Source organism: Aeribacillus sp. FSL K6-2848 (assembly GCF_038004325.1).
In the GTDB taxonomy this organism is placed as follows: domain Bacteria; phylum Bacillota; class Bacilli; order Bacillales; family Aeribacillaceae; genus Aeribacillus; species Aeribacillus composti.
Genome location: NZ_JBBOQQ010000001.1, coordinates 1,441,642 through 1,459,538, shown reverse-complemented (window position 1 = coordinate 1,459,538; position 17,897 = coordinate 1,441,642). Strand labels below are relative to the sequence as shown.

At 38.6% G+C, this 17,897-nt stretch carries 12 protein-coding genes and 1 pseudogene; all 13 read right to left on the bottom strand.

What is annotated here, in order from left to right:
* Positions 1–30: 30 nt before the first annotated feature.
* The 13 genes and pseudogenes from NSS70_RS07235 to NSS70_RS07175 all read right to left on the bottom strand — a co-directional run bounded on the left by NSS70_RS07235 (position 31) and on the right by NSS70_RS07175 (position 17,570).
* Positions 31–404: pseudogene (locus tag NSS70_RS07235) on the bottom strand (retropepsin-like aspartic protease).
* Positions 394–648, bottom strand: coding sequence for a hypothetical protein (locus NSS70_RS07230; RefSeq protein WP_340882484.1), 255 nt, complete (start codon positions 646–648; stop codon positions 394–396). The pseudogene NSS70_RS07235 and the gene NSS70_RS07230 overlap by 11 nt, the downstream one beginning before the upstream one ends.
* Before the next feature lie 896 nt (positions 649–1,544).
* Positions 1,545–2,993, bottom strand: a complete 1,449-nt coding sequence (locus tag NSS70_RS07225) for a restriction endonuclease subunit S (RefSeq protein ID WP_340881154.1) — start codon at positions 2,991–2,993, stop codon at positions 1,545–1,547.
* Complete coding sequence (locus NSS70_RS07220) at positions 2,990–4,471, bottom strand: class I SAM-dependent DNA methyltransferase (RefSeq protein WP_144597534.1); 1,482 nt, start codon at positions 4,469–4,471, stop codon at positions 2,990–2,992. Before NSS70_RS07220 ends, NSS70_RS07225 begins: the two co-directional genes overlap by 4 nt.
* Positions 4,472–7,717 carry a type I restriction-modification system endonuclease gene (gene hsdR / locus NSS70_RS07215; RefSeq protein ID WP_340881151.1) on the bottom strand — a complete coding sequence of 1,082 codons (3,246 nt, stop codon included), beginning with the start codon at positions 7,715–7,717 and terminating at the stop codon, positions 4,472–4,474. It abuts the gene before it with no gap.
* Between the two features lie 449 nt (positions 7,718–8,166).
* On the bottom strand, positions 8,167–8,256 hold the full coding sequence (locus tag NSS70_RS07210; protein WP_339195707.1) for an ImmA/IrrE family metallo-endopeptidase: 90 nt from the start codon (positions 8,254–8,256) through the stop codon (positions 8,167–8,169).
* Between the two features lie 252 nt (positions 8,257–8,508).
* The gene (locus tag NSS70_RS07205) at positions 8,509–9,801 is read right to left on the bottom strand and encodes a TIGR02679 family protein (protein WP_339194830.1); all 1,293 of its coding nucleotides are present in this window, start codon (positions 9,799–9,801) and stop codon (positions 8,509–8,511) included.
* Positions 9,802–9,813: 12 nt separating this feature from the next.
* Positions 9,814–13,965 carry a TIGR02680 family protein gene (locus NSS70_RS07200; RefSeq protein ID WP_340881149.1) on the bottom strand — a complete coding sequence of 1,384 codons (4,152 nt, stop codon included), beginning with the start codon at positions 13,963–13,965 and terminating at the stop codon, positions 9,814–9,816.
* On the bottom strand, positions 13,955–15,085 hold the full coding sequence (locus NSS70_RS07195) for a TIGR02678 family protein (protein WP_117017513.1): 1,131 nt from the start codon (positions 15,083–15,085) through the stop codon (positions 13,955–13,957). Before NSS70_RS07195 ends, NSS70_RS07200 begins: the two co-directional genes overlap by 11 nt.
* A 47-nt stretch (positions 15,086–15,132) precedes the next feature.
* The gene (locus NSS70_RS07190; protein WP_340806833.1) at positions 15,133–16,629 is read right to left on the bottom strand and encodes a TIGR02677 family protein; all 1,497 of its coding nucleotides are present in this window, start codon (positions 16,627–16,629) and stop codon (positions 15,133–15,135) included.
* 18 nt (positions 16,630–16,647) lie between these two features.
* A complete protein-coding gene (locus tag NSS70_RS07185; RefSeq protein ID WP_063386432.1) occupies positions 16,648–16,911 on the bottom strand; it encodes a hypothetical protein in 264 nt (87 codons plus the stop codon).
* A gap of 283 nt (positions 16,912–17,194) precedes the next feature.
* On the bottom strand, positions 17,195–17,386 hold the full coding sequence (locus NSS70_RS07180; RefSeq protein ID WP_240326831.1) for a UPF0236 family transposase-like protein: 192 nt from the start codon (positions 17,384–17,386) through the stop codon (positions 17,195–17,197).
* Entirely contained in the window at positions 17,337–17,570 is a 234-nt protein-coding gene (locus tag NSS70_RS07175) for a UPF0236 family transposase-like protein (protein ID WP_240326833.1), read from the bottom strand. Before NSS70_RS07175 ends, NSS70_RS07180 begins: the two co-directional genes overlap by 50 nt.
* Positions 17,571–17,897 lie beyond the last annotated feature (327 nt).

Below are 17,897 nucleotides of genomic sequence, written 5' to 3'. Positions count from 1 at the left end.
TTTTTGAATCACAGACAACTACCTTTATTTTTATTTTGGACCGGAACGGTACATTACTAATTTGTCTAGGTCTAGAACAAATCCAGCGTCTAGAAATATATCTAATCCTAACAAACCGTTATCCATCCCACTAAAATCAATCTCATACTCTCTCAGTTGAAAAGAACCTAATTAATCGAGTCCAATTTCTTCGTAAATGCGTGCTCTTTTCCTCCGATTCCGTAATAAGTAACAATTTGATCGCCCATCTCTACTCGTAAATTAATATCCTCTACTACATTTTGAGAAATCAGTGTTTTGACAGCACCAGTATCAATGACCATATTATCAATCAACTTAGCCCTTCCTTGATAAACAATTTCTATCGATGTAAACAACAACCCATCACGATATTCAATCTGCATAACGAAAATTTCCCCTCAGACCAATCGTTCCGCGAACTTTTAAGACAATCTCCTTGTGATTAGTGTGATAAACAAGCTGATCCCCTTTTGATTGCAGTAACTCACGAGTTGCATCCTCATCCGAAACCGTTTCAATGACAGCCACCTCTTTAATAATCTCCTGATCACCCTGTAAATGAGACCTCAATACCTGTAATTTCACAAATTGGTTCGGATACAGTGAACGCACTTCCTGCCATTCCATCTCCATCACCTCAACTTGTTCTTTCAATTATATCACTCTCCAAAAACTGAAAAAAGAATAGATACCTATGATGCAATAAAAATTCATTTCGCCGAATGTTTTACATTTATGCATTTAACGTTCGCACATACTACTTGTAGGATTCGATGCTGGTAAAAGAGTCGGTATTGATAAAACCAGCGTCCTGCTGTTGTTGTGTAAGCGAGTTATAACAAGCGAGCGACTTCTTGAATCGTTTTTCCGATACGTATCTGGGCGACCCACAATATTGAAACGATTCCGTCGCGATACTGAGAGACGGAAGCCCCGGATAGGAAACGGTAACTGTAAGGGAACAGGCTTGGTAGCGATGTCTTTCTATGGAAAGCTCAACCCAGTATAGCCATGAATCCATTGTTTTCGTTTCGATGACATGTTAGTTGTCCGTCCGAAGCAAGTCGGGCAGATTGGACAATGAGGAGGGAGGGAGGGAAAGTTCAAAAATCCAGCGTTCTCCCTATTTTCGTTCTCCTTGAATAAGAAAGCCTGTAAATTATATGCAAAAGAAGTTTGATTTATCAAGGTTTTTTAGCTGTTGAAAATTAACTCCGTTCATTAAATTTAACTTAAAAAAATAATTACGTTAGCAAATGTGTTAGCAAGAAAGTAAGTATGTGGTCTGTTGTAGTTAATATGCGTAGTACAAATAACAGAATGACGAAGACAATGTTGAATGAGTGTACTATCCCGCTTCACAACTTTGCGCAATGAAAAAAGAGGGGCTGTCCAGAAAGTCAAATCCCTATTGATAACAAAAAATCATAAACATCGATATATCAACGTTTCTAAAACATAAAAGGGGGGCCGTCAATAAGCCAAAAAACGACTTATTAGACAGCCCCTCCTACATAAATATTTTATTTAGATTTTAACACTTCCTTTAACAACTCAATCGCATGTTTGTCGGTTAGATCGTTCGTACCAAGCTCGCCGCGGAAGGCTTTGTTAAGGATAGATTGACGTAGTGAATCTATTTCTCCTTCTAATGCCTCTATTTTACTAATTTCGACTTCTTTAACATGTAAATGATCTAATAACTCAACAATTTTGTCTTGTTCTGCTTTTGGTGGCAATGGAAATAAATAATTCTCTAAAAATGATTTAGGTACACGTTGTTGTCCTACTGCTCCTGTCATTTCCTTTTTAGCTTCCATCCTAAATTTTTTAGATCGGAGTAAGTAATATATTAACTTAGTGTTAATATAAGGGTTTGTTCTAATCACGTGAAACTCAGTTGATCCAAATCCAAAACCATTTATTAAATTATGAGCAATGGCAGTTTTTCCATTTTCCATACATGGAGTTATTTTGGCAAAAAGAATGTCATTCTCAAGGAAAAATGTATAACCTTTCTTGACTTCAGCATACTTCCTAATCTCTGGATTTTCTATTTCACCTGTTTTATCATTTACAGAAGGCATAGGAATAAATGAGCAACTTTGAATATCTTCAATATCCTCTAATTTCTTCCTAGCTGGGTTAATATCGACAATATCACCTAATCTAACCCATCTCCAATTTTGAGGGATTGGAAAAGGTGGATTAATTTCGTATTCATCTCTTTTGTTCTTTTTTTTATAGACATTTTGAATTTCTTTAAAAATATCATCAGCACTTTTAATGATTGAGCTCTTAGACCGCCATTTTTTAGTTAACTCTCCTCGAAATGCCTTGTCTAAAATGCTTTCCCAGCGAAGTTCAAACGACCCTTTTACTTCTTCAATTAACCACTTCGCTTCATCAATTTTCGCAAAAAGCCGCTCAATCTTCTCAGCAATGCGTTTTTGTTCATTGTAAGGAGGTAATGGTAATTTAATGTTAGACAAATCATTTTTATTAAATCCTGCTTGGGCTGAACGAGAGATCATTTTCAAAGGTCCTTGAAAATGTTCTGTTTGTAATAACCAATATAAGTATTTTCTATAAATATGTTCTTTTGGATAAACTACTTTAGCTAATGCAACATTGTATGCACCGCTTAGTCCTGTTAAAATCCTGCCAATTGAAGCTCCATACCTTGCTATTAAGATGTCTTCTTCTTCAATTAATCTTAACTTACTTGTGTATGGAATATATGTCAAATAATCATCTGACGCAAAATCTCTGATCTGAACTAGTCTTATATAATCTTCTTTTGGTTCATTTATAAATTGACTTTTAGGAGGTTGTGTTCCGCCCTGAATATCTAATATTGAAGTGAAGTAAAAATATGCCCAATTCTCCGGCACTTTATAAGGCTGTTCTTCTTCCGGCACTAATGCTTCTTCTAGTAGTTCTTCCATCGATTTTTGTTTCTTTTTGCTCATTTTTCAAGCACCTCAGATGTTTCTGCGACTTTTAGCATTTCTTTAGAATCTGTTTGGTAGGTGTTCGGTTGTTCGACAGCTTTTAACTCGGCAATGACTTCGTTTAGTAACGAAATCGCTAGTTCTAATTTTTCCACCGCTTCTTCTGCAGATTCGATTGGGTCTGGCAGGTTTTCGTAGACGGATAAGGATTCATCAGCAATTAAACCAATATCCAAGCTGTCGCCTTTTTTCGCAATTTCTTCACGTGTGAACACATTCCAGCGCTCGTCTTTGACTTGGCTGCGATCTTCTGCCGTATAAGCCTTGATAAATCCTTCAAAATGTTCTTTCGTTAGCGGATTCCGTTTGCCGAAGGAAGGCATGTTTGTTCGTAAATCGTACACCCATACTTCTTTCGTGTTGCCGACATCTGTTGTCCCGCGGTTGAAGAATAAAACGTTCGTTTTCACTCCTTGGGCATAGAAAATGCCAGTTGGCAAGCGTAAAATTGTATGTAAATCACACTTATCCATTAAGTCGCGGCGAATGTCGGCTCCTACCCCGCCTTCAAACAAGACGTTATCTGGAAGGACAACCGCGGCACGGGCTTTGCCGTTTGCCTTGAGAGCGCGGTAAATATGCTGCAAGAAATTCAACTGTTTGTTCGATGTTGTAAAGGTGAAGTCAGTTCGTGTTGCCCGCTCGCCTCCTTTTTTTGTTCCAAAAGGCGGATTCGTTAAAATCACATCAAAATTTTTCAAACTTTCACCTAGTGAAGAGAGGGTATCGCCTAACAAGATTTCCCCATGAATATCATGAAGCAACGCATTCATGACCGCTAGACGATGCGTGTCTCTGACAAGCTCTACTCCTGAGAATGCCTTGTATTTTTGAAATTCGATTTCTTCTTGAGATAAGTCAAAATAATCATCGGTTTGTTTACGAACATGGCGATCTGCCGCGATCATAAAGCCGAATGTTCCCGCAGCAGGGTCATGGCAGCGTTCGCCCGGCTGAGGATTGACAAGTTCGACAATAACATCAATAAGGACGCGAGGCGTAAAATATTGCCCCGCTCCCGATTTCACTTCGCTCGCGTTTTTTTCTAACAGCCCTTCGTATAAATCCCCTAATCCTTCTTGCTTCGCATTGTACCAATCTAAGTTATTGGTCGATTGAATAATTTTTTCTAGGTTCTTTGGTTCTCTAATATTAGATGTCGCATCTGTATAAATTTGTTTTAATAATTCATTTTCCTCTTTTCCTAAATCAAGCAACAGCTGTTGATAATGCTCTTTAAGTGCGATCCCGTCTTTTTCTACTAACGAATCCCAACGATATTTTTCAGGAATCATATATTCTTGACCGGTTTCTTTCATCATTTTTAAGAACAGCAAATATGTTAGCTCTGTCACATATTGGTGATACGTAATGCCGTCATCACGAAGAACGTTACATAAATTCCATAGTTTTTGGACGATTTCTCTGTTGTTCATCTACGCTTGCTCCTTCTTTTGGTGATAGTTATACAAATTATAATTAATTTCGCGAACAATTTGTGCTAATTGTCCATCGAAAATTTGATTTAATTGTTTAAAGCCTCCACGGCTCTTAAAAGGTTCATATTCAAAAGCCTTTTCAGGGTCCGGATGAAGAACAGATTCTTGCAGTAATTGCTTTTCAATACGTTCCAGCCATTTCTTTTGAACAGGCGGCCATGCTTTCATTTGGTAAATTTTCTTCATGGCGTGTTTAATTCGTTCTTCATGACTAATAAGCGGATCGCCTAACGCTTGCTGGCGGATGAAGGCGATGATGTCCGCTGCGATGTCTTCATTTTTCGCCTCGCGCCAAGCTGCTTGTAATTTTTTCTCGGAAAAACCTTTTTGGTCCAATTCAAGCAACAATTTCTTTAACTCTTCTCTCGTTAATTCAGTTGGACGTTGACATACAATCATTAGCGCAGGGATTTTGTTCATATTGTTTCGGATAAACTCTCCAAATGATTGTAAATAATCATCCGGTTTTTCCGCATTTCCATATCCGCGTTTAACTCCAATAAGTTCATCTTCATGCGTGGAAATATATTGTTTATTTTCCCGATAGCGATTTTCATCCATATAACGGAACATCGATTTATACTCTTTTAACTGTCCAGTTAATTCAGCAGGATTCAAGTTTTTTACCCAATCTATAAATTCATCAACTGTTTTTCCACCAGATAATACTTTAAAGTCTTGGTGCTGCTTCTCTGACCATTGGCGTTTTTTTCGTTGGATTTTGGCTATAATTTGTTCTTGTTGATGCTGAAGGTGTTCTTCTTTTTCTAAACCTTCTAATTCTTCTACTAATTGAGTCAGTGAAATATTTGGTCGAGTGACAACAGGCTTCATGCTTGTATATGGTTTTAAAGACTCATAGATTCCAACCGCATCGAAAATATTAAAGTGATCTTTTCGGATTTCTTCACATCTTCTCGTTGCTCGGCCTAGCATTTGCTCATAAAGAATCCGAGAGCGAACGCGGCGCAAGAAGACGAGATTTGTAATTGCTGGAACATCGACACCTGTCGTTAGCAAATCCACCGTCACAACAATAGTTGGATATTTTTCATTTTTAAAGCGTCGAATCGCACCTGATGGGTCTTTAATGGAGCCTGTAATTTTCATAATCGCATTGTCTTCGACTTCACCGTATACTTTTTCAAATTCTTCTTTTAAAAGACGTACGACTAAGTCTGCGTGATCATCTGTCGCTGCAAATATCAATGTTTTGCCTTCATCGTCAGGAGAAATATAATTCGTCAACTCTCGTATAATAACACGATTAAAGCTTTCTGTGATAACTTTTGTATTAAAATGTGCAACCTCAATATTCACTTCATCTTCAAGGTATTCTTGTGAAATTGTGCCGGAAACCGTATCATATACGTCGACCTTTTCACCTTTGGCCCAAGTGATTCCTTCCTTTTTTAATACCGTTTCAAATTGATATGGTGGTTCATGGTCGACTAAATATCCATCGACGACTGCTTCACGATAAGAATAAGTGAAAACCGGCGGTCCAAAAATTTCTGTAGTATGCAGCGCAGGAGTTGCTGTTAAACCGATGCGAACGGCATCAAAGTAATCAAGTACTTTTCGATATTTGCTTACATAGTCATTGTGATCTCTTATTTCAATTTCTATGTCATTCATCTCTTTATCTAGTGTATAGCCTCGATGGGCTTCATCGACAATAATGCAATCATATTGATCAATCGATGGAATGTCTTCTGTTTTCTCGTTGTAGAAAATGCGTTTTAACATTCCTTGTACGGTAGCGATATGTACTTTCGTTTCATCATCTGGTTTTTGATCGTATAACGATTGTAAGCTATAAATTTCAGTGAACGTATGGAAATTTTCCAGCTTACTTTCTTTAAAAGCGCTTTCCGCTTGTTCTCCAAGAGCTTTTCGGTCGACAAGGAATAATATACGATTAAAACGATTTGCTTTGATCAATCGATAAATGAGACCAATCGCCATTCTTGTTTTCCCTGTTCCGGTTGCCATGGCGATTAAAATGCTGCGTTTTTTCTCTTCCAATGCTTTTTCGACCGCTTGAATAGCTTTGACTTGATAGTCTCGTAATTTAAGATAATCAAATTTTTCATCACGCAAAAATTGTTCCGAACGTTCCGTATCTTTTTCTAATAGATTTTTCAGTCCTTGAGGAGTGTACCATCCTTGAAGTGGTCGCGGGTGATTCGTTGATTTCCGCGCATCTAAAAACCAAATGCCTGACTTTTGTTCTAACTGTTTTAAAAAGGGGCGGCCATTGGTTGCGAACAAAAATGGAACATAGTAATCTCCCCATGGTTCATGGATCACTTCATGGCCATGCCGAACAATAAGTTTTGCATATTCTTTTGCTTGCTCAATGTCAGATGGGATATCTTTACTAGCACGTTTCGCTTCAATGATCCCTACTAGCTCGGGGCCAATAAATAAAGCATAATCAGCGTAACCATGTTTTAAAGGCCACTCCGCAATCGCCATGTTTTTTCCTTTTTCCGGACGAACTCCTTTTGAGAAACGCAGCTTTTCTGAATCAGCCTCCCAGCCAGCATCTCGCAATTGCTGATCAATAAGAATACGGGTTTCTGCTTCCGTCAATTCAAAGTTGGCGACTGCCCGTTGTGAATATTCACGTCGTTTTTGTTTCTCTTCATTGCTAATATATAGCTGTTCTTTGCGTATCTTCTCAAGCTCTGTTTCCAAATGAGCAAGCTTTTCTTCGTATGACTTAACTACATCGTTCAATTCATCTTCTGATATAGATGTTTGCGGTGTCGGTTCGATATATTCTGGAGCTTGAAATGACCAATCGCCATACACTTCCATAAACCAAACCGCAATTCGAAACGCCATATGCAATAAAGCTTTTGCCTCATTTACTTCACCATAGCTCGGATTATGTACCGCTTGATTCCCCTTCAAACGAATGACCGTAAATAAGTCATATATTTCTTTCGGCAGAATTTGCTCATAAAAAAGAATTCTCAGACGCTCCTGTTGATCAGTTCTACGTTCTTCCTTTATTTCTTCTAACGCTAAAATATATTTTGTTATAGTTTCAGCAAATTTTCTAAGCTCACTTATCGCCACATTTGGATTTTGATAGACATTTCGTTCAGCTGTTTCCCCAACACGGGCGAGAACTTCCCATTTTTCTTCTAAAAAGCGAAAATTTTGCGACATATACACACCTCACCCATAAGAACATGTATATAGTGCTATTTTATCATAAATTTTACAATATATATCATTTCCAGTCATACATCTATTTAATAGAGTTAAGTCCGTACAATTGTGTAAAAATGGATGGGTCTAAAAATACTAGCCAATTTCAAATCCGATCCTTTCAGATGCTTGAGCTTGTAAAATCTGGTTTATTTTAACCGCGAATTTTTTGAATTTCCTTGAAAGAGTTGATGCAAAATTTCTAAATCTAGATTAATCTTGTTTTGGTACTTTCAAATCTTTTCTCCATTAGAGTTTGGCGGTCCAACTTAATTTCAACTGAGTGTTTTTATTTCCTTTGGTACATTTGCTTTTGCTGGCATTGGTATTGAATTGTAACTTATTAAACATATATGATAACTTCTTACAATCATCGCATTTATAGAAACCATCCAAAATTTCTTTCATTAATAAACTCCTCTAGCTTTATATGAGTATAGGAAGAGCTTCCTCGGCAATATTAGAGCAGCTGCAAAATAATTCGCTTGTCTTTCCATTTCAACATAGGAATTATTGACCACTTGCACCAAAATGAGCAAGCTCATCATATAGAAAAAGAAATAGACATTCGAGTTAATTTAAAACCAACAAAAAGCTTAAAACCTCAAATAATGAAATATGTTAATATAAACTCGAAAAGTAAGCACGTCTATCCAAACGAGTATTTTCTTTACTATGTAACCACCTGTCCCCATTCGCGCATTGTTAGCAAATCGAATGGGAACAGACTCGCAAATCATGTTTCCAGCCTAATCCCACATGTGGCGACAAATACCTTCATAAAGCTTCTTCAGGATTTCTTCTTGATACCCAGCTTTTTTTATTTCCCGCATTTTCTCTTTGATCGGCTGCAATTCTTCGATCGTAACAGTTTCTAGTTTCGCTACTCGGTCATCCGACAGCAAAACCTCTGGAGATGACGCTAAGTAATCTTCTAATTGGAAATGCCATAAATGAATATGCTCCTGATTCCGCTCCTTTAATCGCTGCGCCATTTTTAGTCCTTCAGGATCAAAATCTCCAGAATAATATATTTGACAACCTTCTTGGATGATTAAGTCTATTAACATTAGTGACGCTAGTTTAAATTGCCCATTTGTGCAAATCAGCGGCGGAAAAGCGTCAGGAAATAAATCCAACAAAGCGGAAAATACGCCTGAGTTCTCAACGACAAATACGGTCTGCCCCTTAGCAGGATATGCACGCTTTAACTTCAATATTTCCCGCAATGGCACATTGAGTACTGTATTGGTTTTTACAGCAGAAGCAAACACAGAATGAATTCCCTGTTCCGTTTCTGTCAAAATTCCCGCACATGTCACAAAGTTTAAAATATCTTCCCGTAAAATGCCAAATGATTGCAGGAGCTCATTGACTTCCTCGACTGATGATAAGTCATAGTCTTGATCAGAGTAAAATTGAAGTGCATGAAGAAATACTTTTCCTTGAAACGTATGTAAGTCAAATGCGTGCGGATCTTTTAGCACTTTTTGTGAAAAAATTGAAAGACGTTCATAATCACCTTTTTTCGGCAAATGTTGAAGCGCAGTGCACACATTCTTTAAAACAGTCTCCAAATGTTCCCGATCTTGCGAATAGGCGATATGAATAAAGCGGTTTTGGGGAGCTGATTCAGCTATAAAAGACAGAAGCCTTGCTTGTTCGGGATATTGATGAATAAGGTTTTGAAAAAATTCTTCTTTTTTCTTCCGATCTGTTTCCCTCTTCTCTTGATTGGTTGTAATGTCTTCACCAAAATAATTCTCAAGTAACGTAACGAGCGGTATACCGGCAAAGCGCGTTTTCTCTAATTGTTCGGCAAACATTTTTAATGAAACCGAAGGAGTAGATTCTTGATGAAAATCCTTCCCAAAAAACGCCCCGAGCGCTTCTTTTTCTTCAAAGGAAAAACCGTCTAATTTGACCGTTCCGCCGATTCTCCCGAGTGATTGATATTTCTTTTTCATCAGCAAAAAAAGGCGGTGAAAGCCAGGTTCACCGCGAAAAAACTCAACAGCATCCGCTACTTTTTGTTCCAACATGAACCATCCTTCCTATATGGATGATGTAAAAGTAAATTCTTCATCCAGATTTGACGCAAGTCGTTTCACTTTTCCATCCCAATGATAACGAATAACCGTAACGTACGGTGCATTTTTCGGGCGAACTAGCTCGCAAATAGAAAGCGATGGTACCGTGTCGTAGTCTCCCCAAAGCGCCTGAGAGTTCATGATATAATTGAAACCAAGCTCTTCGACTAAAGCAAACATATCACGAATGTTATTTTCATCAACACCGGCAAACGCTTCATCTAACGAAATAATATATGGAGCATCCTCTGCAGCCTCTTGATATCGTGAATATGCCGCGGCAAAAAGTGGAATATACATCGCCATCGCCTTTTCTCCGCCGCTAAATTTATAAAACTTTTGGTTCGTTAATTCCCGCTTTGGTTCATTTGTTTTTTGGTAATAAAGCGTAAACGAGAACCACTTTCGGTAATCGAGCACTTCTTTAATGACTTGGTGCAACGTATTGCCTTGCCCACTTTCTTCAAGCATTTCTCTCGCTCGGTTGATTTTTGAGCGGAAATGCATCGTAACCCGCTGCAAATCTTCTTCCTTTAGCAGCCGCGAATTCATTCGCAACAATTCGACTAAATCTTTCGTGTCCATTTCTTCTTCGGTTTCCGCGGTCTTCGGCTTCCATTGAATTGAAAACGTCAGACCTGAAGAAGTATCACGTTTTTCCATTAATGCGTTCATATCTTTTACCCAGCGTTCGGCACGCTGTATGCGGCTTCGCAATATTCGCCCGATCGTTTTCAAAATAATATCTTCATACAATTCGCGGTCCTGTTCGTTAATATATTCTTTTTGCAGCAATATATCTTTTTCAATCTCTTTTAATACATAATATGGTGTAACGCGTTGTCCTTTGTAGTCTAGTAAAATGATGATACGTCCTGCTTTTTCCTTCAAATCGTTCGCTTTTAGCTCCGATTCCTCATCTAATGAAAGCTCGACGAACGGATTTTGTTTGTTCCAATCGGCAGGTTCCTGTGCCGGACGATATTCGATTAAATTCGGTTGTTCTTGGAAAAATATTCGGTTTAATCGTTCGGTGACAGAAAGTCGTGTATTCTCTTTTAATACAGAACCATATTTCTTGGAAATGTCTATTGCTTTGTCCAAAAGCGAGCCTGTTTCATTTTCGTCAACAAACACTAGCCCTCGTTCCAATTCTTTGGCAAATAGCTCTTCCCATGCTTGGACAAGAACCTTTGCAAATTCCAGTTTTCTCTCTAAACTGCTTAATTTGTTTTTCATGTTTGAAAGTTGATTCCCGATGTCTGCTTGTTTCTTAATTTTCTCAGGAATTTCCGTTTTTAAAAACGTTAGTCGTTCTCGAATCTGTTGAATCTCTTGACGAATATGTTCCGCTCCCATTTTCGTTAACATCGATTCGATATGCTCAAGTTCAAGTGATACTCGCTGTTGTTGATCGAGAAGAACATTGATTTCGCCTTTCGCTTCGTCTATTTCGTTTTGTAATGCTTCAAGCTGATCATTTAGGTTTTTGATCATTTCATCGGTATGCACGATGTTTCCATGCGTAATTTGTACATCATTTAACTCTTTTAAATATGATTTCATATAAGACAAAGCATCTTCGTACCCTTTTTTCGAAAACTTAAGGTCCAGTCCTTCTGTCTTGTTGCGCAAAGTATTTTTCACTTGCTGCCATTTTCGAGCAATTTGACCTAATTTTTCATTTTTCTTTTCTGTTTCTTTTTCTTTGCTCTCTACTTTGAGTTTCGTTTCCTTCCACTGGTCATAGGCATATTTGACATTTTGGTCAGTTGGAAACGATTGAAACCCTTCCGTAATATGGCGAATTCGTTCATCCACTGCCGCGAGCTGCTCTCGTTTTTCTCTTAGTTGAGTGTTTAAAAGCTGTAATTCTTCCTCAAATTGCTGAATTTTCTCAAGACGCAGCCGTTTCCGTGCGGCTCTTCCAATATACTTTGCCTTTTCCCTTTCAGGGGCATGTCCTTTTAAAAGTCCTAGTGAATATTGTCCGGCTTCGTTAATGACAAAATATTCGTTACCTTGCTGTTCGTCCGATACGATTATACTGCGCAATACCGCTTCGATTCGTTCCTTAGTAACACCTGAGTCATTCTCTACATCAGGTTTTAAATAATCCTCTAGCGTGTGTGCCATCATTGCCGGGTTTGGCATGATTACTCGATCATATTGGATATCTAAATCCGCTTCCACAATTAAAGCGTCGAGCAATCCAGCATGATTTAATGTAGATTCGATCCGTTCCCGCAACTCTTCAGAAACGTGCTCCTGAAATTCCACAGCTGCATAAAACGGAACGTAAGGTATTCCTTTCTCTTTTAACAAAACCCTTGTTTGCACCGTTTGCATGTCTCGTTCTGGTTCAGGATCTTTTTGTTCCTTCCAATAACGTAATTTTTCTTCCGTTTCACGAATTTCATTTTCTATCAATTTCATTTCATGTTGTTTTTTAATTTTTTCCGCTTTCCACGATTCTAAAGATTGATAATATTGATTCGTAAACGGTTGTTTCACCTCTTCGAAATGATAGCGCTCATATAGCTCATTCAACCTTTGTAAAAATACTTGAAATGCTTCGTCATCCACCTTTATATCCGGATACATTTTGCTCCATTCAAACACGCTTTCCTGCAAACGGGATTTTTCGTCTTCAACCAGTTCATACCATTTTTTCTCTTCATTTTTTAGTTGGTCTAATTCCCTATTTAATTCGCCGAGCTCTTTATACGTTTCTTCATAACGTAATTGAATTTCATCATGTTCTTTCCAAAGTCCGTTAATTTGCTCCAGTCGATCAAAATGTGCATTAGCTTCCCGCTTCCATACGGTAAAATCAAATTCATATTCTCGGTTCCGCTGAAAATCTTCTTCGTTGATTGTATGCTCGGAAAAAGAGCTTTCTAACGCATCGTTCCGCATCATTTCTAACTGTTCTGTTAGCTTTTTCAATAACTGTTCGAAACGTTCTTCATACATGTTTAAGTTTTGTTCAATTTTCCGTTCTTGCTCTCGTTTTTCATCTATAAATCTTTCTTTCTTTTTGAGCTCTTTGTTTACATTCTGCAGTTTTTCCGCTGTTTCATTACGCTTTTCTTCTGCCTGAAACACTTCATGATTGGATAAATCAAGTTCCCGTTTACGCAGCACTTCTTGTTCAATCGATAATTGTTGAGTCTCTTCTTTCAATGTCGCAAGTGTTTCCTCATATTCACGATGTTGTGCGACAAACTGTTTCTTTTCTTCAGCTAACTTTTTAAAGCTTTTTTCCGATTTTACATATTCATTCGCTTTCTCAGCCAACATATACTCATTGTAAGTCGAATAATGCTGGCAAAGATGCTTTAGAGCCTTCTCGTCTTTTTCAAGCTGTTCTAATTGTTGTTTTGCTTGATCCATATTTTCTATCGTTTCTGACAAGTGTCGCAGCTCTTCATCTGTAAGTGCTGGCAGCGAGCTTTCTAATATTTCGTAGATCACAGTTGGCTTAAAATCTTTTGAAAGCTTCGGACTGCGTAATTGAATGAGTAATTCAATCAATTCGTGGAACGCATCAAGCGACTCAAATCGAAAAATATGTTTATTCACTAACTCCATATATTCACGTTGCGAATCAACAACCGTACCGCCTTCACCAATAACAGTGATCAACTCCCGTTTCGTTAAAGGAATTTTTTGCGTCTTCCCGTCTGTCTTTTCTTCTTTATATAAACGCAAGTCTTTGCCGATGCGCCGATTGTCAAAAACGACAAATCCCCAAAAATCCATATTTTTCTGCCGTTTTGCCCGTAAGCCGATACCCGTTGTGATATATTGTTCAGAGTTTTTCCGCTTATATTCTAAAAATAAATAGCCTGTTCGTTCGTCCCTGTCGACGAGTTCTTTTTCCCCAAGCAAGTAATCTTCCATTCTTCTAGCTCGGGAACCGAACGGATCGAGGCGGTCAGGACTCTTTTTTCCATCAAGCAGAACCGGAAGAAAACTTTGCATCGTCACCGATTTGCCGGAGCCGTTGCTTCCACGCAATAGAAGTTTTCCGTCTGCGAAATAAAAAAATTCTTCATCATAATACCAAAAATTTAACACTCCCGCTCGATATAACTCCCATTTACTCGTCATCTTCATTCGTTCCTTTCATTAGAAAATCATCAGGATATGTTCCGACTAATCGACCTAAAAGAGGGTAGAGAATAATCATCCCAGTCTCCGCTTCACGTTCTGCCATTTTCCACTCCTTTAATGCACTCAATACTTCATCAGAAAGCTGAGAGATTGTCATGTCGCGGTATGTTTTACTCCATCCTTCGGAAAATTCGTCACGGCATTTTTTTAACAGACCTAAAAAATCATTTGGTGTTAAGCGGATTTGTCCATATTCATCAGGCATGTGAACATCAAGATGCTGGCGAATAATTTTGGAAAAATGAAGAATAATCTCCGAAGTACCTTTTTGATCTGGAAACAGCGTATAGCGGCTTTGACGTTCCGGTAAAGTTAAAAGTGCCGCATTTTTAAAAAGTTCATAGTGATAATCAGTATGTTTTTCAATATCTTCCCGCAAGCGATGGCGAAAGTTTCTTAAATAATAAAAGTCAGGATCGTCTTTTTGTCTTCGATAAATGGCTGGCGATAAAAATAGTTGCCGATATATCCGATGGCGGCGATAGTCTTGCGGGGACGCTTTCCATTCTTCTTCTAAAATCTCCTCTATCGTTTCATATTGAAACAAGTCTTTCGGATATGATCTCATAAAATAGCGGGATACAACGGGAACTTCATAGAGTGCTTCATGGTCTTCTTTATTTGCAAACCCTTCAAGATCCCCATCGACGCGTTTTACGATACCAATTTGCTCCGACGTCCTCAGCACCCGAATGAGCGACTTCCGATGTTGATAATTCGTCCAATCGATTGGCAGTTCCCCGGGATACATCGCTTGAATCTCTTCACATAAATCGGACAGAAGAAATTTCTCATCGACGGCTTTGCTCTCTAAATATGCTAATAAGCAGCAAAACAGGGCATAATCTAATATATCTTGAAAATCTTGAATACCCATCCACGATTCTGGCTCAGCCGGGATTTTCTCGAGCTTTGCAAAATAGCGGTGAATGATTAGCCGATATCCAAACTTTTCTTGCAAGTAACGTTTCAATACTTTTTCACGTTCTCTAATCTTTTGATAAAGCTCTGGTTCCTCTTCCCGGACAATCCAGAAGTTTTCAAACAGGGCTGTCATGGCTTCTTTCGCTTTTTCATCAAACCCTTGCTCCGTCTTTTCCAATGTTACATCTCTCCCTTTTCGAGGACATAAAGTTCATAATTCGGCATCGTAAGTGTACCGTCAGAGGCTTTCAATTGAATCGAGGAAGAATCCTTTTGCAAGATTTTCACTTTCCACCCGTTTTCCGTTTTTACGACTCCGTCTTGTTTTGTCATTGATTTTGCTATCCAGCTTAACAATGTTTTTCGAATGTGCGGTTCGATCACCGGCAACTCTCGTAATACGATTTTATTGTCTTGAATGAGGTTCTCTAACTCTTCTTTCTCACGTTTTTTCTCCAGCAAAAATTTCTCCTTCATCTCCTGTTTCTCTTTTTCATGTGTTTCGATCGCTTCCGGCTTTTTCTTTTCACGGTAATGGCGAACGCGAGGCTTTACCGTCCATTCTGTCGGCTCTTCTTCCCAAATATCACGATAAAAGTTTTCTGTTGCATCGTTCTCTGTTATGAGATGCTTTGTATGGAAACAGCCGAAAACAACAGAGGATAGTCGGTGGGCATCTACTAAACTCGGAAGCTCGGAAAACCACTTTGCTAAATGGAGAAAATCTTTCTTGCGGCTGCGGAAATTGTGATGACGTTCCCCCAGCCTTTGCACGACCCGAGTCATGCGGCGAATGGCTTCATTCGTTTGGTGCTGAAGAAAATACAATTCACTTTCACGTCCTTCTCTGCCTAAAAACCATTCTTTTAGACCTCTCCACTTTTCGAATAAATCTTCTTCAAGTTGTTCTTTCGTCACTTCCATTTCTTCTAATCGAGGAATCGTCATTTGATAATCAGCAACAATTGCGACTAGTTTGTGAACATCATCTTCTCTGATATCTTCCAACAACTTTTCAATTTTTAACGATGTTTTCTGTAAGGCAACGATGAAATCGCGTAAATATGTCGTAAATTTTTCTTTATATACAAGAAAGGCTTCCGACATCATTCGTTCTTCCGTGTTCTCACTGTTAAGGTAAGCGATGTAATCCGCAGAATTTTGAATGATTTTTTTGAAATAATCGAATGTTTCTTCCCAAATTTGATTAATCTCTTCTCGTTTTTCTTGAAAATCGTTTTGTATAATATTTTCTATTCGAACGAGTGAAGAGTATAAACGGTCAAAACGCGTTTTTTCTAAAGATCCTCCGAATGAATCCCCTAGCTTCTCTAACGTGCGGATCATCCTCTCAATTTCAACCGTGTAAGGACTGCATTGATAACGAAACCGTTTCTTTTTAAATTCTTCGATTGTGCGAATATTCACCGTCTCTTGCCGAGCAATTAAGTTTTTCCATTTGACAAGCTGATCTAAATCCTGCTGGAGATCGTCTTCCGTATAGTTCTGAAACTCCTTATGTTCTTTTAAAAATGCAAATACTTCTTCAGGAAACAAATATTGCCGCATTCGTTCATGCTGCATATAAAAATATCGTAAAATCGCCCGATAGCGATAAGCATTGTCCGTTGCCAAATACTTTGCTTCCGAAATCGGCTTCAGCCATGAAGAATCCATTATGCATCACCTTATAAATTATGTTTTTATTTCTATTGTAATAGATTTGCAGAGAGATTGAGACAAGATTTTGATGGGGATTTTTTTGCTGTTTTGATTTTTTGGGTATATTTCGTTTTTACGATCTGTTTTGTAAGCGTTCGCCAACCATCTCATCCTGTTTGTATGTGCCTCTTTTGTTTTTTTAAATCCTTTCAACACTTTTAATGCTTGTAAATCGGTGTTCCTGCCGTTTTCCGAAATACTCCCGGCAAGCGGTGATCCACGCGGTTCTATCTCCATTCAGAAAACCAGTCCACCATCGGGTCATAGCTGTATTCTTCCATCATAAACCTTTCAATCCCTTCCTACACCGGCTCATTTCGTCTGATGCACATAGTGACGTTTGTTTACCAAGGGCACCCGTTTTCCGTTTCGTTCTCAGCCTTGAAGAACCAACAAGATCTTTTCTTATTCCCTTTTCGGCGGCTTTGTTGCCGTTTCACGTGCAGTCCGTCTGCCTCCGCAAACAACACACGGCGCCTCATCTTCACCCGACGATGCATCTCCACCGTCGCCTGTAGAACTACTGGCGAATCGTTTCATGGTTCATTACCGCATACCCTGCCATCTTTTCAAACGCCTCTGCAGCTTGGAGGTGGAAAGGATCGGTGACGACTAATTCCATGAGGGTTTCCTCCAACAATAGACTGATCTCCTTTGTTCCATCAAAGCATAGAAAATGATCCAATAAACAGGTGTATGCTTGTTTTCTCACGATCCAAATAATAATTGCGTCTGACCTCCACCTCCCCAAATAATGTTTGGATTCGTACCGTTCGTTTATCTTTCAAGTAATAACGATTTTTATCCCGATGTTTTGCCAGTTCTTGATCGATGTACTCCAACACCTGTTGAAGCAGTTCCCCGAAGGTTTCTTGAATCATCGAAAATAATTCCATTTCGATCTCTTTTAATGTTTGCCCACCTGTGATAAACTCTTACATAGTACACTCTTTTCTCCTTGTGTTTGGTTTGTGCACTTATCACAATACAGGAAGAGAGTCCTTTTTGCATTTATTTTGCCTTTCCCCCTACCATTTAAGAGAAACTCTTGCTTCTAACGGAAAGGATCTTATCTTTCTCCAACAAACATTTTACTCATACAGAGCGAAGATGCATATGAATGCTAATTTAATAAATGTACAATTTTGATTCTCGCATGAATACTGAACTTGAGGGAAAAGAGGATGCATGCGAAATGAACAATCACAAAAGAGATGAAGAGA